Annotated in this window: 21 protein-coding genes and 1 pseudogene; 17 read left to right on the top strand and 5 right to left on the bottom strand. The window is 70.7% G+C overall.

Annotated elements, in window-relative coordinates; translation table 11 throughout:
- Position 1: 1 nt before the first annotated feature.
- Complete coding sequence (locus CA983_RS06670) at positions 2-1,090, bottom strand: hypothetical protein (protein WP_244206690.1); 1,089 nt, start codon at positions 1,088-1,090, stop codon at positions 2-4.
- A gap of 332 nt (positions 1,091-1,422) precedes the next feature.
- Positions 1,423-2,658 (bottom strand): PP2C family protein-serine/threonine phosphatase, encoded by a 1,236-nt coding sequence (locus CA983_RS06665; RefSeq protein WP_086599948.1) that lies wholly within the window; start codon positions 2,656-2,658, stop codon positions 1,423-1,425.
- A 275-nt stretch (positions 2,659-2,933) separates the two neighbouring features.
- On the opposite strand from CA983_RS06665, the gene CA983_RS06660 reads away from it, so the two are divergent.
- From CA983_RS06660 to CA983_RS06640, 5 genes are all read left to right on the top strand, one after another.
- Positions 2,934-3,572 carry a (2Fe-2S)-binding protein gene (locus CA983_RS06660; RefSeq protein WP_086599947.1) on the top strand — a complete coding sequence of 213 codons (639 nt, stop codon included), beginning with the start codon at positions 2,934-2,936 and terminating at the stop codon, positions 3,570-3,572.
- A gap of 13 nt (positions 3,573-3,585) precedes the next feature.
- Positions 3,586-4,566 carry an FAD binding domain-containing protein gene (locus CA983_RS06655; protein WP_086599946.1) on the top strand — a complete coding sequence of 327 codons (981 nt, stop codon included), beginning with the start codon at positions 3,586-3,588 and terminating at the stop codon, positions 4,564-4,566.
- Positions 4,563-6,761 (top strand): xanthine dehydrogenase family protein molybdopterin-binding subunit, encoded by a 2,199-nt coding sequence (locus tag CA983_RS06650; protein WP_086599945.1) that lies wholly within the window; start codon positions 4,563-4,565, stop codon positions 6,759-6,761. Before CA983_RS06655 ends, CA983_RS06650 begins: the two co-directional genes overlap by 4 nt.
- A gap of 179 nt (positions 6,762-6,940) precedes the next feature.
- Positions 6,941-8,092, top strand: a complete 1,152-nt coding sequence (locus tag CA983_RS06645; RefSeq protein ID WP_086599944.1) for an XdhC family protein — start codon at positions 6,941-6,943, stop codon at positions 8,090-8,092.
- An 82-nt stretch (positions 8,093-8,174) separates the two neighbouring features.
- Positions 8,175-9,425 carry an MFS transporter gene (locus CA983_RS06640; RefSeq protein ID WP_086599943.1) on the top strand — a complete coding sequence of 417 codons (1,251 nt, stop codon included), beginning with the start codon at positions 8,175-8,177 and terminating at the stop codon, positions 9,423-9,425.
- 14 nt (positions 9,426-9,439) lie between these two features.
- On the opposite strand, the gene CA983_RS06635 is transcribed toward CA983_RS06640, so the two are convergent.
- Together CA983_RS06635 and CA983_RS06630 are read right to left on the bottom strand one after the other, a co-directional pair.
- Positions 9,440-10,309, bottom strand: coding sequence for a helix-turn-helix domain-containing protein (locus CA983_RS06635; protein ID WP_086599942.1), 870 nt, complete (start codon positions 10,307-10,309; stop codon positions 9,440-9,442).
- Entirely contained in the window at positions 10,306-10,815 is a 510-nt protein-coding gene (locus CA983_RS06630) for an MmyB family transcriptional regulator (protein WP_425276424.1), read from the bottom strand. Before CA983_RS06630 ends, CA983_RS06635 begins: the two co-directional genes overlap by 4 nt.
- Before the next feature lie 183 nt (positions 10,816-10,998).
- Between CA983_RS06630 and CA983_RS06625 the strand changes: the two genes are divergently transcribed.
- The 7 genes from CA983_RS06625 (at position 10,999) to CA983_RS48865 (ending at position 16,218) form a co-directional block, all read left to right on the top strand.
- The gene (locus CA983_RS06625) at positions 10,999-12,015 is read left to right on the top strand and encodes a zinc-dependent alcohol dehydrogenase family protein (RefSeq protein WP_086599941.1); all 1,017 of its coding nucleotides are present in this window, start codon (positions 10,999-11,001) and stop codon (positions 12,013-12,015) included.
- 67 nt (positions 12,016-12,082) lie between these two features.
- A complete protein-coding gene (locus tag CA983_RS06620; protein WP_086599940.1) occupies positions 12,083-12,748 on the top strand; it encodes an SDR family NAD(P)-dependent oxidoreductase in 666 nt (221 codons plus the stop codon).
- Between the two features lie 184 nt (positions 12,749-12,932).
- The gene (locus CA983_RS06615; RefSeq protein ID WP_341866649.1) at positions 12,933-13,283 is read left to right on the top strand and encodes a cyclophilin-like fold protein; all 351 of its coding nucleotides are present in this window, start codon (positions 12,933-12,935) and stop codon (positions 13,281-13,283) included.
- 121 nt (positions 13,284-13,404) lie between these two features.
- Positions 13,405-14,661, top strand: coding sequence for an MFS transporter (locus CA983_RS06610; protein ID WP_086599938.1), 1,257 nt, complete (start codon positions 13,405-13,407; stop codon positions 14,659-14,661).
- Between the two features lie 124 nt (positions 14,662-14,785).
- On the top strand, positions 14,786-15,559 hold the full coding sequence (locus CA983_RS06605; protein ID WP_086599937.1) for an SDR family NAD(P)-dependent oxidoreductase: 774 nt from the start codon (positions 14,786-14,788) through the stop codon (positions 15,557-15,559).
- A gap of 67 nt (positions 15,560-15,626) precedes the next feature.
- The gene (locus tag CA983_RS06600; protein ID WP_086599936.1) at positions 15,627-16,055 is read left to right on the top strand and encodes a (R)-mandelonitrile lyase; all 429 of its coding nucleotides are present in this window, start codon (positions 15,627-15,629) and stop codon (positions 16,053-16,055) included.
- A gap of 34 nt (positions 16,056-16,089) precedes the next feature.
- The gene (locus CA983_RS48865; RefSeq protein WP_279628423.1) at positions 16,090-16,218 is read left to right on the top strand and encodes a hypothetical protein; all 129 of its coding nucleotides are present in this window, start codon (positions 16,090-16,092) and stop codon (positions 16,216-16,218) included.
- On the opposite strand, the gene CA983_RS06595 is transcribed toward CA983_RS48865, so the two are convergent.
- Positions 16,208-17,101, bottom strand: coding sequence for an alpha/beta hydrolase (locus CA983_RS06595; RefSeq protein WP_086599935.1), 894 nt, complete (start codon positions 17,099-17,101; stop codon positions 16,208-16,210). The genes CA983_RS48865 and CA983_RS06595 overlap by 11 nt on opposite strands.
- Before the next feature lie 394 nt (positions 17,102-17,495).
- Between CA983_RS06595 and CA983_RS06590 the strand changes: the two are divergent.
- The 5 genes and pseudogenes from CA983_RS06590 to CA983_RS06570 all read left to right on the top strand — a co-directional run.
- Positions 17,496-18,043, top strand: a pseudogene (locus CA983_RS06590) (beta-galactosidase trimerization domain-containing protein); the annotation flags it as partial.
- Positions 18,044-18,362: 319 nt separating this feature from the next.
- A complete protein-coding gene (locus CA983_RS06585) occupies positions 18,363-19,448 on the top strand; it encodes a LacI family DNA-binding transcriptional regulator (RefSeq protein ID WP_086599934.1) in 1,086 nt (361 codons plus the stop codon).
- Positions 19,449-19,847: 399 nt separating this feature from the next.
- Entirely contained in the window at positions 19,848-21,233 is a 1,386-nt protein-coding gene (locus CA983_RS06580) for an ABC transporter substrate-binding protein (RefSeq protein ID WP_086599933.1), read from the top strand.
- A 96-nt stretch (positions 21,234-21,329) separates the two neighbouring features.
- A complete protein-coding gene (locus tag CA983_RS06575) occupies positions 21,330-22,268 on the top strand; it encodes a carbohydrate ABC transporter permease (RefSeq protein ID WP_086599954.1) in 939 nt (312 codons plus the stop codon).
- Positions 22,265-23,215: a carbohydrate ABC transporter permease gene (locus tag CA983_RS06570; RefSeq protein WP_086599932.1), complete on the top strand. Its 951-nt coding sequence runs from the start codon at positions 22,265-22,267 to the stop codon at positions 23,213-23,215. The genes CA983_RS06575 and CA983_RS06570 overlap by 4 nt, the downstream gene beginning before the upstream one ends.
- Positions 23,216-23,255 lie beyond the last annotated feature (40 nt).

Raw genomic sequence — 23,255 nt, 5'->3', positions numbered from 1 at the left:
GTCAGGGCCCGGCTCGTGGGCGAGGCCCCTCCACCCCTTCGTCCATGTGCCCTCTCTCGCGCGTCCCCTCGTCCGCCCCGTCGTGCGGTCCCGCGCCGTCCTGGAAGGCGGTCGGCGGTCCGGACGCCCCGGTCGTCTCCCCCAGCATGTTGCTCTCCCTGACGGCGGCTCTCTCCGGGTCGATCACGGCGTCGGTCGTCTTGCCCACCTCCGCCAGCGTCATCTGGGCACGGTCGTCGACCAGCCGGGTCACCAGGTGCTGGGCGGCGCCGAAGGCCGCGGCCCAGCCGAGGACCTGCGCCCTGCTGTCGAGATCGCTGAGCCCGGGGACGAAGGCGCCCCGGATCAGCAGCAGTCCGAGGAAGGCCGACAGGGCGCCGGTGGGGAACTTCAGCACCGCTGACGCCAGGGGCAGCATGTAGGGAGCGTCGGTGCCCCTGATGTGGCGCAGTGAGGCGATGACGGTGAGTGCCGCGCCGGTGAGCCCGGCGATCTCGACGGTGAGGATGTCCCTCGACTGGGCCCGCTCGCTGGCGGGGGTGTTCGCCGGCACGTCGTGATCCTCCGCGGTGGGACACACGACGTCGATCCCGGTCGCGTCCCCGGGGCTGACCTTGGGCGTGAAGCACATGCTCAGCGACTCGGGGAAGAACCAGCCGTAGACGGCGAGGCCCGCCACGCCCAGCAGGACGAGGAACGTGGCGGTCCACAGGATGTTGCGCAGGCTGCGCACCCGGGCCAGTTCGTCGTCCAGGGCGTTGTACGCGGCGTCGAGCGCCCGGACCATGAGGTCCCGGTCGCTCGGTGACATCTCGCCGGAGATGATGGAGCGCAGCCGCCGGGCGAGACGGACTCGTCGTGGGTCGTCCGTTTCCAGATGATCCTTGACCAGCGCCATGACCTCACTGGCGCGGCCGGCGGCTTCCTCGTCGGAGACCAGTTGGAGGAGCGTCACCTCCGCGCTGCGGACGTTCGACCAGACGCCCTCACGGGCGGCCGACCCCGACCACATGCGCCGCCATCCGAAATCCTCTTCGGCAGCCGAGCGGGCCTTTTCCAGATGGCTCCGCATTCCCTCGACGAGCGTCATACGGTCTTCAGGGCAGGGCCGGACACTCTCGCGATCCAGTTGCGCTTCCAGATACGCGATCCGGGTTTTCGCCCGGGCGCGCCATGCGGTCCGCGGCGGCCGGCGCGGAGCGATGCCGGTCACTCGTGGACGGCGGGCACGCGCAGCCTCTCCCACGACTTCCGGCCCGGCGTGCCGTCAACGTCCTGGCCCCTGAATGACCTGCGTCTCCGGTGCGGCGACGTTGTTCTTTCCATGCGTCCACACTAAATGAATTCACGGCCATGAAAAAGTCGAGAATTCCGTTTCAATTTCACTATTTGATGGGGAAACGGCTTCCGCCGAAAACCGGCTCACAGGCGGACGATGACCAGGGCGATATCGTCGCGGCCACCGCCGGAGACACCCATGTGGGCCAGCAGTCCGTCGGCGAGTTCTTCCACCGGGAGGGTGCTGCACCGGGCGAGAGTGTCCATCAGCCGGGTCAGGCCGGTGTCGATGTCCTCGCCGCGGCGTTCGATGAGGCCGTCGGTGTAGAGCACGAGGGTGTCCCCGGGGGCGTAGGACAGGCCGGCCTGGGGGCGGGGGACGTGTTCCGGTCGGGCGCCGAGCGGCGGGTCGGTGGCCTGGTCCAGCAATTGGCAACTGCCGTCCGGACTGAGCAGTATGGGCGGTGGGTGGCCGGCGTTGCTGTAGATGATCAGCCGGCTGCGCGGGTCGACGAGGACCTTGGCCACGGTGGTGGCGAGCGCGCCGTCGACCGCCCGGGCGTACAGGCCCAGTACCTCAAGGGCCTGCGCGGGGCTGGGAACGGCCCGGATGGCGGCGCTCAGGGCGCTGCGCAGCATGCCCATGACGGCGGCGGCCTCGAGGCCGTGTCCCACGACGTCCCCGATGGCGACGGAGTAGCGGTCGGGCGGCAGATCGACCACGTCGTACCAGTCGCCGCACACGTTGAGCGATCCGCTGGCCGGCAGGTACCTCACGGCGATGTCCCGGTGCCTGTCCAGGTCGGGCGAGCGGAGCATGACCTCCTGGAGGGTGACGGCGATCTCGCGTTCGCGGGCATGCGCCTGGCGCAGCTGCTCGTTCAGCTGTTCCAGATCGTGCGCCCGGGCGTGCACCTGGGCCGCGATCCCTGCCGCCTGCTGGTTCAGCAGCGGGGTGAGTTCACGGATGAAGGGGGAATGCATGAACTCGGTGACGTCGTCGGCGCGCGCGATGATCCATTTCACGGCGCTGTCCGGCCCCAGGACGGGGCTGGACATCCCGCACCACCATCGCTCCTCGACCTCGCCCGGCCGGCCGACGACGGGGATGTCGAATCGCCGCGGTGCCACGACGTCGGGCTTCCGGGAGTCCAGCACGCGCTGAAGCGAGGCGCCGAAATCACGCGCCGCGTCCAGCGCGGCAGGCGTGTCCGGGAACGCCCCCAGGATGGAGCGCCCCGCCAGTTCCTCGCGGCTCCTGCCGGTGACCTGGAGGTAGGACCGGTTGGCGTAGCGGATCACCAGGCCGGCGTCCAGCACCAGGTACGGGTTCGGTGCGGCGTCGAACAGCTCCTCGAAATCGATCTCCGCTGTCGTCACGCGCGTGACCTGCCGATCTCTCAGGCGTGACCGCTTCTTCTCCAACCTACGAGCCGTCCGGCGGGCGCGCACCTGAGTCGGCTCAGCCCTGGGGGGAGAGAAGGATCGGGGGACAAAACTCTCCCTCCCACGGGCGCCACCGGCGATGCCAGACTTCCGGCGTGACCGGCCGCGGCTGTGATCCGCACGGTTGTCCAGGTCCTGCGGCGACGACGGTCCCCGCCTCCCGTGCCGCTGTGCGCGGCATGATCCGTCCGCGATGCGAAGGCGTACCCATGTCCACTGAACTTTCCGAGGCTGCCGCTCCACCCCCCGCTGGGACGGGTGAGTCCTCCCCGGCGCCCAGTCGGCGCACCTTCATCGCCACCAGTGCCGCGGTCGGCGGTGCCGTCGTGGCCTCAGGGACGTTCCTCGCGAGCCCGGAGGAGGCCACCGCCGCAGGATCGGCGCCCTCCAGCCGGGTCTCCCTGACGGTCAACGGCACCCGCCGGACCGTGACCGTCGACAACCGCACCTCGCTGCTGGACCTGCTGCGCGAACACCTCGGCCTGACCGGCTCGAAGAAGGGCTGCAACGCCGGCGCCTGCGGCGCGTGCACGGTCCTCGTCGACGGCCACCGGGTCAACTCCTGCCTGACACTGGCCGTCCGGCTGGAGGGCGCCGAGGTCACCACCGTCGAGGGCCTGGCCGAGGGCGACCGACTGCACCCGTTGCAGCAGGCGTTCATCGACGAGGACGCCTTCCAGTGCGGCTACTGCACCCCCGGCCAGATCGTCTCCGGCGTCGGCTGCATCCAGGAGGGCCACACCAACTCGCCGGAGGAGATACGGGAGTGGATGAGCGGCAACATCTGCCGCTGCGGCTGCTACGTCAAGATCGTGCGCGCGGTCGAGCAGACCGCGGGCCGGAAGTAAGGAGCGGCCCACCATGCATCCCTTCGCCTACACCCGCGTCTCCGACACCCGCGAAGCCCTCGGCGCCGGTCGCCGCGGCGGCCGTTACATCGCCGGCGGCACCACGCTGGTCGACCTGATGCGCGAGACCGTCGAACGCCCCGAGACCCTGGTCGACATCAGCGGCCTGCCGCTGCGCGAGGTCACGGCCACCGAGCGCGGTGGACTGCGCATCGGTGCGCTGGTGCGCATGGCCGAGGCCGCGGCCCACCCCAAGGTGCGCGCCCTGTACCCCGTCATCTCCCAGGCGCTGGAACTGAGCGCTTCGGCCCAGTTGCGGAACATGGCGACCATCGGCGGCAACATCATGCAGCGCACCCGCTGCACCTACTTCCGTGACGTGACCGCCGACTGCAACAAGCGCGAGCCGGGCTCCGGTTGCGCGGCGCTGCACGGCCACAACCGCTCGCACGCGATCCTCGGCGCCTCCGACCACTGCGTGGCCACCCACCCTTCCGATGTCGCCGTGGCCTTCGCCGCACTGGAGGCGACCGTGCACCTGCTGGGCCCGGACGGGGAACGCCGTGTTCCCTTCGCCGGCTTCCTGCTACGGCCCGGCAGCACCCCCAACCGCGAACAAGCCCTGCAGACGGGCGAATTGATCCAGGCAGTGGAGATCCCGGCTCATCCGCGCCCGTTGAAGTCCGGCTATCTGAAGGTGCGGGACCGCCAGTCCTACGAGTTCGCCCTGACCTCGGCGGCCGTCGCCCTGCACCTGCGCGGCGGGGTGATCCGCGAGGCGAGGGTCGCCGCAGGCGGGGTCGGCACGGTGCCGTGGAAGCTGCCCGCGGTCGAGAAACACCTCGTCGGCGAACGCCCCTCCGAGGCTCTCTGGGCAGCCGCCGCCGCGAAGGCGGCGGACGGCGCCCGCCCGCTCCAGCACAACCGCTTCAAGGTCGACCTGCTCAGCCGGACCGTCGAACGCCAGCTGCGCATCGTAGGAGGTACCAGGTGAGCCCCCAGCCGCAGGCAGCCGTGGGTGCGCCGCTGTCCCGGGTGGACGGCCGGCTGAAGGTCACGGGGAAGGCGCTGTACGCCGCCGAGCACGACGTCGACGGGGCCGTGCACGCGGTCATCGTCGACGCCGGTATCGGCCGTGGCCGCATCACGTCCATCGATGCCCGGGCCGCTCTGGCCCACCCGGGCGTGCTCCGGGTGATCCACAACGGCAACGCGCCGAAGCTGCCGTACCGCGACAACTCCGGGTCCAACAACCCCCCGGAGGGCCGTCGGCTGCGGGTCTTCCAGGACGACCGGGTCCGCTTCCACGGCCAGCCGGTCGCCGTGGTGGTGGCCACCACCCTGGAGGCCGCGCAGCACGGCGCGAGCCTGGTCGAGGTCAGCTACGACGCCGAGCGGCCGTCCACCGACCTGCACGAGGCCGAGCCGGACGAGCCGACCCGCTACGCGCGCGGCGATGCCGATGCCGGATTGCGCTCGGCCGCCGTGCGGCTGGATCTGACGTATCGCATGGCCCGCAACCATCACAACCCGATGGAGCCGCACGCCACCATCGCCCGCTGGGACGGCGACCGGCTCACTGTGTGGGACAAGACCCAGTGGGTGGTGGGCACGCAGACCGAGCTGTCCACGGTGTTCGACCTGCCTCTGGAATCCGTGCGGGTCATCTCGCCGTTCGTCGGGGGCGGCTTCGGCAGCGGGCTGCGCTGCTGGCCGCATGTGGTCGTCGCCGCGCTCGCCGCCCGTGAGACGAAACGTCCGGTCAAGCTCGTCCTGAGCCGCAAGCAGATGTACCTGGGCACCGGCTTCAGGCCCTCGTACGAGTACCGCCTGCGGCTGGGCAGCGACCGGCGTGGCCGACTCTCCGCGGCGGTCCACGAGATGGATGGCGAGACCTCGTCGTACGAGAAGTTCACCGAGGGCATCATGGCGGCCGGGCAGATGTTCTACAGCATGCCCCACGTCCGTCAGGCGTACCGGCTGGTGCCGCTGGACGTGAACACGCCGCTGTGGATGCGCGGTCCGGGCTTCGCGACGGCGTCCTTCGTCATCGAGTCGGCCATGGACGAACTCGCCCACCGGATCGGCATCGACCCCATCGAGCTGCGCCGGCGCAACGAACCGAACGAGGACGAGTCGAACGGGCTGCCCTGGTCCACCCGCCGGCTGCGTGAGTGCTACACCGTGGGTGCCCGCGAGTTCGGCTGGCACCGCCGCAGCCCGAAGCCCCGCTCGACGCGCGACGGGGACTGGCTGACCGGCCTGGGCATGGCCGCGGGCGTGTACGACCCCGGGCGTTTCCCCGCGCAGGCCCGGGTCCGCCTGGACGCCGACGGCACCGCCGTGGCCGAGGCCGCCGCCAGCGACATGGGACCGGGTACCTACACCGCCCAGGCCCAGGTCGCCGCCGACGCGCTCGGGCTGACCATGCGCACGGTGACCTTCCGGCTCGGCGACTCGCTCTACCCGCCCACTCCGCCGCACGGCGGCTCGATGACCATGACGTGTGTCGGCTCGGCCGTTCTCGACGCCTGCAACAAGGTCCGCCGACAGGCGATCGAGCTGGCAGTCGAGGACGAGGACTCCCCGCTCCACGGGGTGCCCGCCGATGACATCGTGGTCCGCAGCGGACGGCTGCACGTGCAGGGCAACCCGGCCCGCGGCGAGACCTACCAGCGGCTGCTGGCCCGCAACAACCGCACCCACCTCGAAGCGGACGGCTCGTACGCCGGGGCGCCGGAGCCCGCGCGGCACTCGTACTACGCCTACAACGCGACCTTCGCCGAGGTGGCCGTGGACGCGACGCTGGGTCTGGTGCGGGTGCGGCGCATGCTCGGCGTGTACGACGCGGGCCGCATCATCAGCCCCAAGCTCGCCGACAGCCAGGCCCTGGGCGGCATGGTCGGCGGCATCGGCCAGGCCCTGCTGGAGCACACGGTCACCGACCACCGCGACGGCCGGATCGTCAACGCCAACCTCGCCGACTACCTCGTGCCCGTCAACGCCGACATCCCCGACCTCAAGGCGATCTACCTGGAGGGCGAGGACATGGACGCCGACCCCCTCGGCGTCAAAGGCATCGGAGAGATCGTTCAGGTCGGTGTGGCGGCCGCCATCGCCAACGCGGTCTTCAACGCCACCGGCCGACGGATCCGCGAACTGCCCATCACCGCCGAGGCGTTGCTCTGACCGAGTGCCCGGGGCCGCTGCGGAGCGGCCCAGCGGCCCGGGGCACTCCTCCCTCGTCCGGCAGACGGTCCCCCCGTCCGGCTGCCGGGCCTTCCAGGGCCGCCGCCGCGTAGAACGACGCTCCCCGGTGGCGCGGCGGCGGCCCACCCATGCCCCCCTTTGCACGAAGGACCGCGTTCATGCTGAACATCGCCGACACACTGCACCGCTGGTGCCGCGAAGCACGCCCCTTCGCCCTGGCCACCGTCGTCGACGTCAGCGGCAGCGCGCCCCTGCCCACCGGTACGTCGGTCGCGGTGGACGCGGACGGCAACGCGGTCGGCAGCATCTCCGGCGGCTGCGTCGAGGGCGCGGTCTACGACCTGTGCCGGCAGGTGCTCCACGATCGGGCCGCCCCCCGGCGCGCCTGGTTCGGCTACTCCGACGACGACGCCTTCGCCGTGGGCCTGACCTGCGGTGGCGAACTCGACGTCCTCGTCCAGCACGTCGACCCCGCGACCCAGCCGCACCTCGCCGCGGCCCTCGCCGACGCCATGGAGGGCCGGCCCGCCGCCGTGGCCCAGGTCGTGGACGGCTCCGACGACCTCCTCGGCGCCACCCTGAGCGTGCTCGGCGACGGCAGCATGACCTACGGAACCCTGGACGGCGGGCCGACCGACCGGCTGGTGACGGAGGAGGCCAGGGCCCTGCTGCGGGCGGGCCGCACCGCCCGTGTCACGGTCGGCGGGGACGGGGACGGCTGCCCGGAACCGCTGACCGTCCTCGTCCACGTCCACGCGCCCCCTCCGCGCCTGCTGGTGTTCGGCGCGGTCGACTTCGCCGCCGCCCTCAGCCAGGCCGGACACTTCCTCGGCTACCGGGTCACCGTGTGCGACGCCCGTCCCGCCTTCGCCACCACGGCACGCTTCCCGCACGCCCACGAGGTCGTGGTCGACTGGCCCCACCGCTACCTGGAACGCACCGAGGTCGACGCCCGCACCGCCGTCTGCGTCCTCACCCACGACGCCAAGTTCGACATCCCCCTGCTGCGCCTGGCCCTCGACCTGCCCGTCGGCTACATCGGCGCCATGGGATCCCGGCGCACCCACGACGAACGCCTGCGCCTCCTGAGCGAGACAGGCGTGACCGACGAACAACTCGCCCGGCTGCACTCCCCGATCGGCCTCGACCTCGGCGCCCGCACCCCCGAGGAGACAGCGATCTCCATCACCGCGGAGATCGTCGCCCACACCAACCAGGGCACCGGCCTGCCCCTGTCACAGGCCACCGGACCGATCCACCGGCCGCTTCCCCCACCTGTTGAGGTCGCGCATTCCGAGATGCAGCCGTAGGGCACATCCGGGGACGCATCACAGCGCATCACGAGTTCTCCCCGCATCGTCGCACGTCGCCCTGAAAAGAGAACGCCACCGAATGTCACCCTCAACCGACAACCGCCCCCGCACACTGCCCTTCGTCGTCCTGGTGCTGTCCGCCGGAACCTTTCTCATGGGCACCACCGAATTCGTCATCGCGGGCCTGCTCCCGGAGATCGCCGACGATCTGGGCGTCAGCGTGGCTGACGCGGGTCTGCTGATCACGGCGTTCGCGGCAGGCATGATCGTCGGCGCGCCGGCGATGGCGATCGCGACGCTGCGCCTGCCCCGGCGCTCCACGCTGGTCCTCGCACTCGTCGTCTTCTCCCTCGGCCACCTGGTCGCCGCGCTCAGCTCGTCCTTCGCGGTCGTGCTCGCGGCCCGCGTGGTGACCGCACTGGCCACCGGTGCCTTCTGGTGCGTCGGAGCGATCGTGGCCACGACCGCGGCAGGGCCGGCAGCGACGTCTCGGGCCCTGGGCATGCTCCTGGGGGGCCTGACCGTGGCCAACGTGGCCGGCGTACCACTGGGCTCGTGGCTCGGCCAGGTCTCTGACTGGCGAGGGCCCTTCTGGGTGCTGGCCGCGTTGTCAGCCGGCGCCGCGGCTGTCATCGGACGGTTCATCCCCGACGAGGGGCGGAAGGAAGTACCCTCCGTCCGAGCCGAGTTCACCGCGCTGCGCCAGGGCCGGATCTGGCTGACGCTGAGTTCCATGACGCTGCTGATGGGCGGTGTCCTGGCGACCTACAGCTACATCTCGCCCCTGCTCACCGTCCGGGCCGGAATCCCCGCTGAGGCCGTGCCCGTGGTCCTGACCGGCTACGGTCTGGGCGCCCTGCTGGGCACCACGGCCGGCGGGCGCCTGGGCGACCGTCGGCCACTTGCCACACTCTTCACTGCCGCCGCCACGACCACGCTGGTCCTGCTGTTGCTGACCTTTCTCTCCACGAGCCCCGTGGCGACCGTCGTCCTGGTGACACTCATGGGGGTGACCGGCTTCGCCGCGACCCCGGTGCTCGGCGCGCTGGCTTTGCGCTTCGCCGGTTCCGCGCCCACCCTCGCCTCCGGCCTGGGCGGCTCGGCGCCCAACGTGGGGGTCGCCGTGGGCTCCTGGACGGCAGGCATCACCCTGACCTCACCGCTGGGGCAGGCCGGGCCCCCGCTGGTCGGCACAGTGGCGGCCGCACTCACCCTCGTACCGCTGACCGCGCTCGCGCTGATGCGCGCCACTCGTTCCGAGGCACCCCTGCCTCAGCGAGGTGCCGTCGCAGACCGATCGGCCGGGGCGAGCATGCAGGACGTCGACTGACGCGGCGGCATCGGTCAGCGGAGGGAAGAAGAGGGCGACAGGTCCTGGTCGGCGGCCCAGGAGGCGAGGATGCGCAGCCGCTCGTGGGTGCGGGAACCCGGGGCGGCGGTCCAGACGGTCAGGTGCTGGTCGGGGTCGGTGTTGGCGGTGAGCGTGTCCCAGTCCAGGACGAGCTCTCCCACGACCGGATGATTGAGGGTCTTCGTGCCGACGGTGCGGGCGGCGACCCGGTGATCGCCCCACCACTTGGCGAACTGCTTGTCGCGCGTGGACAGTTCGCCGACCAGTTCGATCAGCCGGGGGTCCTCGGGGTACTTGGCGGCCTCCATCCGCAGCTGCGCCACTGAGATCTGGGCGGAGGCCTCCCAGTCGGCGTACAACGTGCGCATCGTCGGCTCGGTGAACTGGATCCGGGGATAGTTGCGGTGCTTTTCCGGGATGCGGGAGAAGTCGATGACCAGGGCGGCGGCCAGCGCGTTCCAGGCCAGGATGTCCCCGCGTCGGCCCTGCACGATGGCCGGGGTGGCGGTGAGGTCGTCCAGGACGCGCTGGAGCTGTGGCTGGACCTGCTGCCTGCCGCGGCGCCGGGTGCGGGTGGTGGTCTTACCCGCGAGCTGGAAGAGATAGCCCCGCTCGTCGTCGTCCAGATGCAGGACCCGGGCGAGGGTGTCCAGCACCGGAGCGGACGCCTGCATGCGGCCCTGCTCCAGCCGGGTGTAGTAGTCGGTGCTGATGGAGGCGAGCTGGGCGACCTCCTCCCGGCGCAGCCCGGCGACCCGGCGGGGCCCGCCCGTCTCCGGCAGTCCGACCGTGCGCGGGCTCAGCTCCGAGCGGCGCTTCTTGAGGAACTCACCCAGCTCATTGAGGGGAACGTTACTGGTCATGCTTCCATCCTGACGGGACCGGCAGGTTCTGGTCGGCGGCCCGGGAGGCGAGGATGCGCAGCGGATCGTGCGCGGGCCATCCGCAGCTGCGTCACCGTGGCCTGCGCGACCGTCTCCCAGCCGGCGTACGGGCTGCGCATCGCCGGATCCGTGAACAGCAGCCGGGGATGGTCGCGGTGCTTCGCCGGGACGCGGGTGCAGTCGGTGACCAGCGCCGCGGCCAGGGCATTCCAGGCCGGAATGTCACCGCGCCGCCCCTGGACCATGGCCGGGGCGGAGGTGAGGTCGTCCCGTACCCGCCGCAGTTGCGGCTGCGCCTTCCGCACGCCCCGGCGCCGCGTGCGGACGGTGATCTTGCCCGCGAGCCGGGCGACCTCCTCGCGGCGCAGCCCTTCGCCCCGGCGCGGCCGACGGGCCGAAGGAAGTCCGACCGTGCGCGGGCTCAGCTCAGAGCGGCGCTTCTTGAGGGATTCACCCAGCTCATTCAGGGTGAAGTGGCTGGTCATGCTTCCCAGCATGACATCGATCGCACGCGGGGAAAGGGGGAGAATTCCCTCCCAGGATGTTCCGCTCCCTGGATAGATTCCTCCGCTTTTCGCACCTGCCCTCGCGTGTGAGGCTCGATTCCGAGCAGCCGTTCACGATTCCCGGTTGCGGTTCCAGACCCTCGTACCTAAGGAAGCACCCACATGCGCGGAGCAGTCATTCACGCCCCCGGCGACGTGCGCTTCGAGGAACTCGACGACCCGGAGATCAGCCGGCCGACCGACGCCGTCATCCGCACGGTCGCCACCTGCGTGTGCGGCTCGGACCTGTGGCCCTACCGCGGCGCGGAGCCGGTGGACGAGCCCCAGCCGATGGGGCACGAGTACGTCGGCATCGTCGAGGAGGTCGGCAGCGAGGTCACCAACGTGGAGCCGGGACAGTTCGTGGTCGGGTCGTTCGCCACCTCGGACAACACCTGCCCGAACTGTCTGAACGGCTGGCAGTCCTCCTGCCTGGGCCGCGAGTTCATGAGCACCTGCCAGGCCGAGTACGTCCGCATCCCCAACGCGCACGGCACCCTCGTCGCCACCGACGACCAGCCGGACGGCGAGTTCGTGCCCAGCCTGCTCGCCGTCTCCGACGTGATGGGCACCGGCTGGTACGCGGCCGTCGCCGCCGAGGTCACGCCCGGCTCCACCGCCGTCGTGGTCGGGGACGGAGCGGTCGGACTGTGCGGCGTCATCGCCGCCAGGGAACTGGGCGCCGAGCGGATCATCGCCATGAGCCGGCACGAGTCGCGCCAGAAGCTGGCCGTGGAGTTCGGTGCCACCGACATCATCAGCGAACGCGGCGACGAAGGCATCGCCCGCGTCAAGGACCTCACCGGCGGCATCGGCGCCGACTCGGTCCTGGAGTGCGTCGGCACCCCCGAGGCCATGCGGCAGGCCCTGCACTCCGCCCGCCCCGGCGGCAACGTCGGCTTCGTCGGCGTCCCGCACGACGTGGCGATCGACGGCCAGGAACTGTTCTTCTCCCACGTCGGCCTGCGCGGCGGCCCCGCCCCCGTGCGCGCCTACCTGCCCGACCTGATCGACCGGGTCCTGACCGGCCGGATCAACCCGGGCAAGGTCTTCGACCTCACCCTGCCCCTGGAGCAGGTCGCCGAGGGCTACCGGGCGATGGACGAGCGCCGCGCCATCAAGGCGCTCCTGAAGCCCTGACCGCGAACCGTCCCACCTCGGGGGCCGGGCATCCCCCACCCGGCCCCCTCCCGCAAAAGGAATCACCGTGACCACTTTCGCCCTCGTCGGCGCCGGCCCCGGCCTCGGACTCGCCACCGCCCGCCGCTTCGGAACCGCCGGCCACACCGTCGCCCTCATCTCCCGCAACGCCCAGCGCCTGGACGACCTCGCGACCGAACTGGCCCGCGACGGCATCCAGGCACGCGGCTTCACCGCCGACGTCCTCGACATCGAGTCCCTGGACTCCGCCCTGTACGCGGCCGGAGCCACGCTGGGCCCCGTCGAGATCCTCCAGTACAGCCCCGTGCCCCGCGCCGATTTCATGAAGCCGATCCTCGACACCGGCGCCGACGACCTCGACGACCCCCTCGCCTTCTCCGTCAAGGGCCCCGTCACCTGCGTCAACGCCGTCCTGCCCGGCATGTGCGAACTCGGCCGCGGCACCCTGCTGTTCGTCAACGGCTCCAGCGCCGTACGCCCCCACCCCGACCGGGCCGGCACGTCCATCGCCTTCGCCGGCGAAAGCGCGTACGCCCGCATGCTCCACGACGCGCTCGCCCCGGAGAACATCCATGTCGCGCAGCTGATCGTCCCCGGAGCCATCCGGCCCGACGCCGAACACAGCAGCCCCGAGGCCCTGGCACAGCGCCTCTACGACATCCACCACAAGCGCGACGGCTTCCGGCACTACTCCGAGCCGCTGCCCGACTGAATCGCCTGGACGCCCCGTGATGCCGACCGCCCTGCCCGCCCTGGCACGTGGCGCCGTAGCCGCGGCCCTGCTGCTGGCCATGACCGCCTGTACCGAAGCGTCGCCACCACCCGCGTCCCCGAGCACGCCGGCGCGGACGACGACAAGTCCCGCACCCACCGCAACCCCTGGCAGGTCCACCGTCATGAACATCCGGGTCACCCTCGACGGCCGACCCGTCGACGCCACCCTGAACGACAACGCCGTAGCCCGCGACTTCGCCTCCCTGCTCCCGCTCAGCCTCGATCTGGAGGACTTCCACCAGACGGAGCGGATCGCTTATCCGCCGCGCAAGCTGGACATCTCCGACGCCCCGGACCCGGCCGCACCGAAGGCCGGGGACCTGGCCTACTACGCGCCTTGGGGCAACCTGGCCCTGTTCTACCGCGACGGCGGCTCTGCGTCCGCCGACCTGATCGTCCTCGGCCACGTCGACGACCGCGACACCGAACGGCTCGCCAACGCCGAGCACATCAGCATCGAAGCCGCCTCCTGACCCGGCCGGCAGCCACCGCAAGCACGTCGAAGAGGTGGCAGCCGTCCGCTCCGACAGCCTCCCCGTCCCCACCCTGACCTGTCCCTTCCGCCACCCTTCCGCTCAAGGAGAGACCACACGCATGCCTTCCGCATCCGGGACCACGCCCGGCAAGCTGCCCTTCGTCGTCTGGGTGCTCGCCGCCGGCACGTTCCTGATGGGCACCACCGAGTTCGTCATCGCCGGACTGCTGCCCGAACTGTCCACCGGCCTCGGCGTGAGCACCTCCCAGGCGGGCCTGCTGATCACCGCCTTCGCGGTCGGCATGATCATCGGCTCGCCGACCATGGCCATGGCCACCCTGCGCCTGCCCCGGCGTCAGACGCTGATCCTGGCTCTGTCCGTCTTCAGCCTCGGTCACGTGGTGGCGGCCCTCAGCACCTCCTTCACCGTCGTCCTCGCCGCCCGCGTCGTCACCGCCCTGGCCACCGGCGCCTTCTGGGCCGTCGGTTTCGTCGTCGCCACCGCCGCCGCAGGCCCGCAGAAGGCCACCCGCGCCACCGGCGTCATGATCGGCGGTCTGACCCTCGCCAACGTCGTCGGCGTGCCCATCGGCTCCTTCGCCGGCCAGTTCACCGGCTGGCGCGGCCCGTTCTGGGCCCTGGCGGCCCTCTCCGCACTCGCCGCGGCCTTCATCGGCCGCTTCATCCCGGCCCAGGAACAGAGCGCGAGCGTTTCGCTGCGTGCCGAGGTGGGCGCTCTGCGCCAGGGCCGGCTGTGGCTGGCGCTGAGCGCCGCCGTGCTGATCATGGGCGGTGTTCTGGCGACCTACAGCTACGTCACCCCGCTGCTGACCGACCGCGCCGGCATCCCGGCGGGTGCCGTACCGTTCGTCCTCATCGCCTTCGGCATCGGCGCCCTGGGCGGCACCACGACCGGAGGCCGCCTGGGCGAGCGCCGTCCGATGGCCACCACCCTCACCGCCGCCGCGGCCACCACCCTGGTCCTGTTCCTGATGATCCCGCTGTCCGCCGACGCGGTCACGGCCACCGCCCTGGTCTTCCTCATGGGCCTGACCGGTTTCGCGGTGAACCCCGTCGTCACCGCGCTCGCCATGCGCTTCGCCGGCGACGCCCCCACCCTCACGTCCGCGCTGACCACCTCCGCCTTCAACGTCGGTGTGGCCGGCGGCTCGTGGATCGCCGGTGTGGCCCTGGACTCCTCCCTCGGCCTGACCGGACCGCCCCTGGTCGGCACCGTCATCGCCGCCCTCACCCTGCTCCCGCTGATCGCCCTCGCCGTCCGCGGCACCTCCGGCAGGGGCCGAATCGTGGCCCAGCGCACTGCCCCGGCCCACGCGCCGGGTGACGTACCCGCACAGGGGCCGTCCCCTCGCTGACCGCAGATCCTCCGCTGCCCGACCACCCACACGGACCGGCGCGCAGAGCAAGCGCGCAGGCCTCGCCACGAACCCCCGAACGACAGCCGGACCACTAACAGCCCGCGATGGGAGAGGGAACGACATGAACCCCACCTACGACTTCACCGGCCGGGTCGCCTTCGTCACCGGAGCCGGCTCCGGTATGGGCCTGGCGACCGCCCGGGCCTTCGCCGAGTCCGGGGCCGCAGTCGCCCTCACCGACATCGACGAAGCCGCCCTGGACGCGGCCGCGCGGGAACTCACCGACGCCGACGCCGGCCACCACGTCCTCGCCCTCACCTGCGACGTCAGCGACGAGGACCAGGTCGCCGCCGCGGTCGACCGCACCGTGGAGACCTTCGGCCGCCTCGACATGGCCTACAACAACGCCGGCATCCAGATCCCGCCCAGCGACGCGGCCGACGAACCCGCCGAACGCTTCCACCGCGTCAACGCCATCAACCTCCGTGGCGTCTGGGCCTGCATGAAACACGAGCTGCGGCRCATGCGCGCCCAGGGCAGCGGAGCCATCGTCAACTGCTCCTCGCTCGGCGGCCTGGTCGGCCTCCCCGGCCGCGCCTCCTACCACGCCTCCAAGCACGGCGTGATCGGCCTGACCACCAGCGCGGCCCTCGAATACGCCCCGCGCGGCATCCGCGTCAACGCCGTCTGCCCCGGCACCATCAACACGCCCATGGTCAGCGACATGATCGCCAAGGGAGAACTCGACCTCGCCGAGGCCGAGGCCGACCAGCCCGTCAACCGGCTCGGCACCGCAGAGGAGATCGCCCAGGCCGTCCTGTGGCTGTGCAGCCCCGGAGCCGGCTTCGTCGTCGGCGTCGCCCTCCCCGTCGACGGCGGCTACGTCGCCCGATAGGGACGGGCCACGACGCCGCCCGGCCAGCACCCGAACCCCGCCCACAGGCACCGATGTGAGAGACGCCATGAAGTTCATCCAGCAGCAGCTCAGCAGCAAAGCCCCGGCCGACCGGTTCACCGGTGACGTGTGGTGGGACGTCATCCACGCCGGCCAGGAGCCGTCCCGGATGCGGGTCAACATGGTCCGCTTCTCCCCGGGCGCCCGCACCAACTGGCACTCCCACGTTCTGGGCCAGGCCTTGCACGTCGTCTCCGGCGTCGCCCTGATCGGCACCCGGGACGGCACGGTCTTCGAGGCCCACCCAGGCCAGACCATCACCTGCCCGCCGGGCGAGGAGCACTGGCACGGCGCGGCCCCCGACCGGTTCATGGAGCACCTCGCCCTGTGGGAGGGCAACGGCGACGGCAGCACGGAAACCACCTGGGCCGAGCCGGTCACCGACGAGCAGTACAACGGCCCGCGCACCCGCGAACTGCCGTACGCCGCCTCCTGATCCCGCACCTGACACGCTGAGAACCATCCGTGCCATGAAGACTCCCACCGAAGCCACAGCGGACAGACTCATCCATCTCCGGGCAGCAGGCGTGAGCCTGGTGCTCTACCCGCGGGCCAACGGCCTGCCCACCGTGCTCCACTGGGGCGGCGTCAGGCGCTGAGTGCGTTGCGCAGGGTGGTGGCCATCAGGTCGATGGCTTCTTTCCCTTCCGGGACCGGGCCGGTGTGGGTGAAGTAGTGGTCGACACCCTCGAAGACACGGTGGGTGACCGGAACGCCGGCGGCTTCGAGAGCCTTGGCGTAGGCATCTCCCTCGTCCCGCAGGCGGTCGTTCTCCGCGGTGATGACCAGGGCTGGCGGCAGTCCGGCGAGGTCATCGGCCAGTCCGGGCGAGACGAGGGGATGGTCGCGGTCGGCGGGGTCGGGGACGTAGGCGGCCGTGAAAACCCGCATGAGCTGGGGGGTCAACAGCGGCTTGGCGATGAGGGACTGCTTGGTGGAGGGGTCGGCGAGCTGGTCGAGCGGTGCGGAGTCGATGATCTGGAGCAGGGGCGTGAAGGTGCCGCGATCCCGGGCCATGCGGCAGACCGCGGCGGTCAGGTTGGCGCCGGCGCTGTGTCCGCCCACAGCAATGCGCGAACCGTCCCAGTTGCAGGCGGGGCCGTTCGCGGAGACCCAGGCGGTGACGTCGTATGCCTGGGTGACGGGCACGGGGAACTGCCGCTGCGGGGCGACTGCGTAGTCCACATTGACTACGACACAGCCGGCCGTGGCGGCTATGTAACGGCAGATGTGGTCGTCCTGCTCCGGGCGGCCGACCACGAAACCGCCGCCGTGGAAGTTGACGTACACGGGGGCAAGGGCTCCGGAGATGGCCGGCGGGCGGTAGACCGTGCAGTTCACCGGTCCGGCGCCGGTCGCCACCCGGAGTACTTCGGTGCGCTTCGGGATGTCGGTGAAGCGCAGGTCCTGGTGCACACGCGCCATCATGCGGCCGAGCAGCAGTTGGATCCCTCTGGCCTGGATTCTTGGACTGAATGGCATGACTTGCCTCTATCGCTACAAGTTTAAAGTAACAGGAATCCTGATAATGGATGCTCATCCCTCATCGCGCAACGGGGAGCGCGTGCACCAGCACCCGCGCTTGCGGCGCATCGTCTCCACCGCCCCATCGCCGCCGTCCAGCTTGCGGCGCAGCGCCTCCAGCACGTCGCGCGCCAGGACCGTATGGTCAGGCCGATCAGGGGCGGGACGCGTTCGCCAGTCCCTTGGCGATCACCAGTAGTGTCGCGGGCCCCGGGGGCGCGGCGGTCAGCAGACCTCTTCCGAATCCGCGGCGGTCGAGCCGGTAGCGCGGGGCTCGGCGAGGACGGCACGCATGCCCCGTACCGCACGGCAGGTGCCCAGCCAGGTGCCGGTGACCTCCGAACGGCCCGTGCGAGCGGGACTCGGTGTGCGGACGGACGAGCTCTTCCCGCTGCTCCCCGGCGAGACCCGACAACTCACGGGCCAGGTCCCCCAGGACGCCGGCGCCACCTGCGGTCCGAACGGGTCCGGCTCACGAGCGCCGAGGCCATCGCCTCCTACGCCGACGGGCCACTGTCCGGCGTGCCGGCCGTGACGAGGAACGTCCACGGCACCGGCACCGCCTGGTACCTGGCCACCCGCCCCGATCCGGACACGCTGGCGGCACTGTTGGGCCGTATCCGCGACGAGGCCGGCGTCCGTCCCGCCCTCGCCACCCCGGCGGACGGCATCGAGGCCGTTCGCCGCAGCGGGACCGACGCGGACTACCTGTTCCTGATCGACCACTCCGGAGCCGGCGCCGAGATCCCGGCCCACGGCATGGAACTCCTCACCGGCAAGTCCGTCCACGGATCGGTCGCCGTTCCCGCCGGTGGCGTTGCCGTGGTGCGGGAGACGCGCCGAACGCAGTCGCCCGGGGCGGGGCAGTATCGGCAGGAGGTTCCGGGAACCGGTGAGTGATGTGATGGCCCCGCGCCGACGCATCCCCGCGAGCCGGCGGTGCGTTCTGCCCGGTGTCAAACGGTCGAGAGCCGGTTCGGGGAGGACGTCGTCTTCCCCATGGCTGCGGACGGTGATACCCGGCTCCGACCTCAGGGCGGCCCCAGATTCGCATGGGGTTACGAATTTGTTCCAGACGCTTGACGGCCGCCCTATGACTGCGTAGACATGTCAGCGTAGTCAGGCAGGCACCGGACAGCAGCGGTTCGGATCACGATCGTCGGGAGACACCATGGCGCGAGAGGCAAGGCGGGGCGGAAGTTCCGGCGCAGCGCGCAGTGTGGATGTGGCCCGCTTGGCGGGCGTATCGCAGAAGACGGTGTCCCGTGTCTTCAACGACGAGCCGTATGTCTCCGCCGACGTACGCCGACGCGTACTCGATGCTGCCGAGGAACTCGGATACCGGCCGAACAACGCCGCCCGAGCGCTGGCTTCCGGACGTACACGGTCCATCGGTGTCGTGACGCTGGGAACCGCCTTGTACGGGCCCGCCTCACTGATCATGGGGATCGAGCGCGCCGCACGGGACACGGGCTACGCCCTCCGTGTGGTCAACACGATGGAAGGCGATCCCGCGGGAGTCGCCGGCGCGGTGGAGTCGCTGCTCGATCAGGGTGTGGACGGCATCGTGGTCTCCGAGCCGATCGACGAGGGGCACGACGGAGACCTGTCGGCCCGACTCGACATGCCCGTCCTGGTCCTCGGTGCGCCCCCGATACCCGCACCCAGGGCATTGGCCGCCGGCACGGGCGCCGATCTGATGGCGCGGGCGGCCACCGAGCACCTGCTGGAGCTGGGGCACACCACCGTTCACCACCTCGCCGGCCCGCAGCGGTGGTACGCCGCCCGGGACCGCTTGGAGGGCTGGCGAGCGGCGCTCACCGCGCACGGCAGGACGGTGCCGCCCGTCGTCGAGGGTGACTGGTCGGCCGCGTCCGGCTACGCGGCGGGCCGTGAACTGGCCTCCGACGGCGAGGTGACCGCGGTGTTCGCCGCCAACGACGACATGGCGATCGGCCTCATCCGGGCACTGGCGGAAGCAGGCCGACGTGTGCCGGAGGACGTCAGCGTCGTCGGCTTCGACGACATCCCCGTGGCCCCCTATGTGACCCCTCCTCTCACTACGATGCGTCAGCCGTTCGACGCCGTGGCGCAGGAGGGACTCAAGCGCCTCGTACATGCCATCGAGAATCCCCAGGCGCTCCCCTTGGCGGCGAGTGATCCCCCGGTCGACCTCGTGATCCGCAGTTCGACCGCGCCCCCTTCGACCCGGATGACCCCAGGTCGGAGTCGGAGTGCCGCCTCTCGTTCGAGTGGGGGCCGACACAGTCCGCCCCTGAACGGAGGCGCCTCCAACCACCACTGAACAGCGCAGACCAGCCCGAGCCGCTTTCCTCACTTCCGCACCTGGCCACAACGCGAGCCGCCGTATCGGGCTCGCTCGCTTCCCCTTCTCCAGAGCGCGCCCTCGCACGTGCAGACATCCCCGTTGCGCGAGCCACGCGTCTCCCCGCCGTCACGCGGCAGTCACTGACCAGGTGAGCTGCCACGAACGGCTCACAGCCCCACCCGTTGCTGCCCCGGGCCGCAGGCTTCCACCTCACCGGTAGGTGGACCGCCCGCCGGGCGAAGTCCGTTTGAAACGTGTGTCCGTGCCACGGCGACGCCATGTCCTGTCCGTCACGCGCACAGCCCTTCACGTCTCCCTCGTTGCGCACGTCCCAGCCCGGCGTGCCATTCCCTCAGCCATTGGCGGGAGTTCACCATGAACAGAGCCAGCTTCACCCCCAACACCTCCCAGATGAGCCGCCGGCTCTTCCTCACCGCCGCGGGAGCCGTCTCGCTCGGAGCCGCACTGACCGGCTGCGGCGGCAGCGGCGGCTCCGCCTCCACCGCCAAGTCGGTCACCCCGGCCGACATCGACAAGGCGATGAAGACTCCGACCGAGCTGACGTTCTGGACCTGGGTCCCGGACATCGAGCAGGAGATCGCGCTCTTCGAGAAGAAGTACCCGGCCATCAAGGTCAAGGTCGTCAACGCGGGCCAGGGCGTGGAGCACTACACGAAACTGCGCACGGCGATCAAGGCCGGCAAGGGCGCGCCCGATGTGGCCCAGATGGAGTACCAGGCCATTCCCACGTTCACGATCACGGACAGCCTCCTGGACCTGAGCCCGTACGGCGCGTCCGAGCTGAAGGACACGTTCGTCGACTGGACGTGGGGGCAGGTCAGCGGCCCCAAGGGCGAGATCTGGGCGATCCCGCAGGACACCGGCCCCATGGGCATGCTGTACCGGGCGGACATCTTCGACAAGCACGGCATCGAGCCGCCGAAGACCTGGGACGACTTCGCCGCCGCGGCGCGCAAGCTGCACAAGGCCGACCCGGACGTCTACCTGACCAACCTGGCCGCGAACGAGGCCGCCGCCTGGCACGGTCTGCTGTGGCAGGCAGGGGCAAAGCCCTACGCGACCTCCGGCAAGGGCAATGTCTCGATCAACGTCAACGACGCGATCTCCAAGAAGCTCGCGGCCTACTGGGGCGGGTTGGCCCAGGAGGGAGTCATCGGCGTCGAGCCGGACTTCACCGACGCCTGGTTCTCCGCCCTCAACAAGGGCAAGTACGCCACCTGGATCACCGCCGCCTGGGGGCCGGTCTTCCTCTCCGGCTCGGCCAAGTCCACCGCGGGCAAGTGGCGGGCGGCGCCCCTGCCGCAGTGGGACGCGGCGAAGCCGAGCTCGGGCAACTGGGGCGGCTCCACCAGCGCGGTCATCAAGGCGACCGAGAACCCGATCGCCGCGGCGGTGTTCGCGCAGTTCCTCAACAGCGACCCGGAGAGCGCGAAGCTCTTCAGCACCAAGCAGTCGTTCTTCCCGGCGACGAAGCCACTGCTCACGGACCCCTCCTTCGCCGGCGACGCCTCCGCCTTCTACGGCGGGCAGAAGGTCAACCAGTTGTTCGCCGAGATCGGTGAGACGGTCAGCACCGAATTCCAGTGGCCTCCGTTCCTCGACCAGGCCGTCACCGACTGGACCGAGACCGTCGGCACGTCTCTCGCCAGGAAGAAGGACACCGTCGCCGCGCTCGACGCGTGGCAGACGCGGCTCACCACGTACGCCAAGAAGCAGGGCTTCTCCGTCCAAGCCCCGTGAGGTCCGGCGGGTCCCGCACTCCGGCACTCCACCGCGAGGACACGGGACCCGCACCCGGCAGCCCTCCCCTCACTCCCCCCTCCGAAAGGCCCGATGATGACCGCCACAACCGCGGCCTCCACCGAGGACCCGCGCCGAGCGGGACCGAAGCGTCGGCGGCTCGGTGGACCGCGTCATGGTGCGGCAGGTCCACTGTTCATCGCACCGTTCATGGTGCTGTTCCTGCTGATGTTCCTCACGCCGCTCGGCTACGCCGCCTACCTCAGCCTTTTCCAGGAACGGCTCATAGGCGGGACCGCGTTCGTCGGGCTGGACAACTATGTGACCGCGCTGAAGGACCCGCTCCTCAGAGAGGGGGTCGTGCGGGTCGGGGCGTTCTTCGTGATCCAGGTCCCGCTGATGCTGCTGATGGCCCTGCTCTTCGCGCTCGCGCTCGACAGCGGCCTGCTGCGGCTCGCGCGGGTGATCCGCCTGGGCATCTTCGTCCCCTACGCCGTCCCGAGTGTGGTCGCCACCCTGATGTGGGGCTACCTCTACGGGCCGGACTTCGGGCCGTTCGCCCAGCTGGGCGAGAAGTTCGACCTGCCGGTCCCCCACTTCCTCAGCGACGGATGGATGCTCAGCAGCCTGGCGAACGTCGTGACCTGGGAGTTCGTCGGCTACAACATGATCATCCTGTACGCGGCCCTGCGCACCGTCCCCCAGGAGCTGTACGAGGCCGCCGCGATGGACGGCGCCGGCCCCTGGCGGATCGCCTGGTCCATCAAGCTCCCCGCCCTGCGCCCGGCGCTCCTGCTCACCCTGTTGTTCTCCGTGATCGGCAGCTTCCAGCTGTTCAACGAGCCGAAGCTGCTGCAGGACATCGCGCCCGACGTCATCGACAGTTCGTACACCGCGAACCTCTACGCCTACTCCCTCGCCTTCACCGGGCAGCAGGTCAACTACGCGGCCGCGGTGTCCTTCCTCCTTGGTCTGGTCATCGTGATCTTCTCCTACGTCGTCCTGTTCACCGCGAACCGCAGGAGGACCTCATGACGACCACCAGTCCCCCGGCCGCGCCCTCCCGGGCGGCGCTGAGCAGCACCGCGACCGGCACGCCCCGCACCGCCCACCGGCGGCGCCGGAGGCCGGCCCGGCGCCACAGCACACCGCTGACCATCGTCATGCTGGCCGTCCTCGCCTACTTCCTCCTGCCGCTGTTCTGGCTGGCCGTGGCGTCGACCAAGAGCACCCAGGACCTGTTCACCTCGTTCGGACTGTGGTTCTCGCACTCCCCGCAGCTGCTGGAGAACATCCGGGAGACCGTGACGCACGACGACGGGGTCTTCCTGCACTGGCTGCTCAACACGGTCCTGTATTCCGTGGGCAGTGCGCTCGGTGCCGCGCTCCTGGCGGCCGCCGCCGGGTACGGGTTCGCCAAGTACCGGTTCCGCGGCAACAACGCCGCCTTCTCCCTGGTGCTCGGCGCCATCATGATCCCGACCACCGCCCTGGCCATCCCGACCTATCTGCTCTTCGCGAAGGTCGATCTGGTCAACACCCCCTGGGCGATCGTCCTGCCCTCACTCGTCAGTCCGTTCGGCCTCTACCTCATGCGCATCTACGCCCAGGACGCCGTACCCGACAGCCTGCTGGAGGCCGCGCGCATCGACGGAGCCGGCGAACTGCGGATCTTCTGCACGATCGCGCTGCGCCTGCTGGCCCCGGGGCTGGTGACCGTCGTCCTCTTCACGCTCGTGGCGACCTGGAACAACTACTTCCTGCCGCTGATCATGCTCAACGACCCGCGGCTGTACCCCGTGACGGTCGGCCTTTCCTCCTGGGCGTCCCAGGCCGTCGGCGGCGGATCCGGTGCGAACAGCAACATGCTCGCTCTGGTCACGACCGGCTCGCTGCTCTCCATCATCCCGCTCGTCATCGCCTTCCTGCTCCTGCAGCGGTACTGGCAGAGCGGTCTGGCCACCGGCGGCGTCAAGCAGTGACGCCCCGCCGGTGCGCACAGGCCGGCACGCCCCATTGACT

The organism is Streptomyces swartbergensis (genome assembly GCF_002148965.1).
Lineage (GTDB): Bacteria > Actinomycetota > Actinomycetes > Streptomycetales > Streptomycetaceae > Streptomyces > Streptomyces swartbergensis.
The sequence above is the reverse complement of the archived record's forward strand: the minus strand, read 5'-3'. Positions and strand labels throughout refer to the sequence as shown.